This is a genomic window from Candidatus Proelusimicrobium excrementi, from assembly GCF_937881865.1.
Taxonomy (GTDB): Bacteria; Elusimicrobiota; Elusimicrobia; order Elusimicrobiales; family Elusimicrobiaceae; genus Proelusimicrobium; species Proelusimicrobium excrementi.
The window spans coordinates 1-1,528 of sequence record NZ_CALGEO010000075.1; the positions used below are offsets into that span (position 1 = coordinate 1).

A 1,528-nucleotide genomic window follows, 5' to 3' on the forward strand; every position below is an offset into this window, starting at 1 on the left:
TGGATTTTACGCCGGCGATTTCAAATTTGACCACTTTATCCCCGTAAAGCGCCAAAATGCTCCTTATCGGGCGGGCAAAATGGAAACAGCTGTCTTCCCAAACCATGTTTTTGGGGAAGTTCAAACTTTTTATTATTTCCGTAAAAATGCCCGGCAAAAGCTTTTGGGTCTTTTCGCCTTTGATTTTAACTTTCGCGTAAATGAAGGGCCCCTTTTCGGTTTCAACCGTAACAAGCTGGGCGGGTTTAAGGCCGTTCTTTGCGGCGAAACCGGCGGCTTGGGGGGTATAGTTGCCCTCGGCGTCTTTTAAGAGTTTCGCCGGAGGCCCTTTAACTTCTTTTTGAATATCTTCCGATACGGAAGCCAAATCTTTTATTTCCAAGACTAATTTTCTGTAAGTGCCGAAAGTTTGCAGGCTGACGTATTTAAGCCTGTGCTCCTGTAAAATTGTGTCGGCGTTGTTTTTCAACTGCTCCAATGTCGGCAGCAGGAAGCGGGCCGGCAGATGTTCGGTTCCTATTTCTAAAAGTGCGTTGTTCATATGGTTTCTTCCTTAGGCTCGTTGGCTTTGATGTATTCGGCGGCGCAAAGCTTGGCCAAGCCCCTTATTTTGGCTATGATATTTGTTCTGTCCGATACTGAAATCGCGCCGCGCGCTTCCAATGTGTTGAAGTAGTGGGAAACTTTCATCGCGCAGTCGTAGGCCGGCAGATAAAGCCCTTTTTTGCAAAGTTTTTTGCATTCTTCTTCGTTTTCCAGAACGTAACGCCTTAAGTTTTCCACGTCGGCTTCTTCAAAATTATAGTGGGAGAATTGCTTTTCGCTCTCTTTTACAAGTTCGCCGTAGGTGGTGTCGTCATTCCACATAATGTCAAAAATGGTGTCTTTCTTTTGGCAGTACATGGCGATGCGTTCAAGCCCGTAAGTTATTTCCGCAGTAATGGGCTTTAAAGTGTTCCCGGCCATAATTTGGAAGTATGTAAACTGGGTTATCTCCATGCCGTCAAGCCAAATTTCCCAGCCCACTCCGCTTGCGCCGAGTGTGGGGGACTGCCAATCGTCTTCAATCCAGCGGACATCGTGGATTTTGGGGTCCAGCCCGATGGCTTTTAAAGAATTTAAGTAAAGTTCCTGCACATTTTCCGGCGCGGGTTTGAGTATTACTTGAAATTGATAATATTTGCCGAGCCTGTTTGGGTTTTCCCCGTATCTGCCGTCGGCAGGCCTTCTGCACGGTTCCACATAGCAGGCTTTTGTCGGTTTGCTTGTAAGCGAGCCGAAGAAGGTTGCGGGGTTGAAAGTGCCCGCACCTTTTTCAACGTCATAAGGCTGTACGACTATACAGCCTTGTTTCTTCCAATAGGTTTGGAGTTCGTGTATAATATCTTGGAAATTCATATATATAATTATAGTAAATTAAGAATGGGGGGGGTAGGTTTGGGTTTCCTCGCGAGATATTGCGTGCTCGCGGTTAGCAAGCTTTAATATTTAGGCAAATTTTGATTTTTGCTTCGGTCGGATACGCGGG

At 46.1% G+C, this 1,528-nt stretch carries 2 protein-coding genes; both read right to left on the minus strand.

Features of this window, described 5'->3' with window-relative positions; translation table 11 throughout:
* The coding region (locus tag ACQY26_RS03545) for a glycine--tRNA ligase subunit beta (RefSeq protein WP_428047723.1) at positions 1-541 on the minus strand (541 nt) is incomplete at its 3' end.
* Positions 538-1,398: a glycine--tRNA ligase subunit alpha gene (locus ACQY26_RS03550; RefSeq protein ID WP_428047724.1), complete on the minus strand. Its 861-nt coding sequence runs from the start codon at positions 1,396-1,398 to the stop codon at positions 538-540. The genes ACQY26_RS03550 and ACQY26_RS03545, both read right to left, overlap by 4 nt.
* Between the last annotated feature and the right edge of the window lie 130 nt (positions 1,399-1,528).

What these genes read in the sequence shown, in the direction of transcription:
- ACQY26_RS03550 (WP_428047724.1), bottom strand. Translation starts at nt 1,398, where the DNA reads ATGAATTTCCAAGATATTATACACGAACTCCAAACCTATTGGAAGAAA.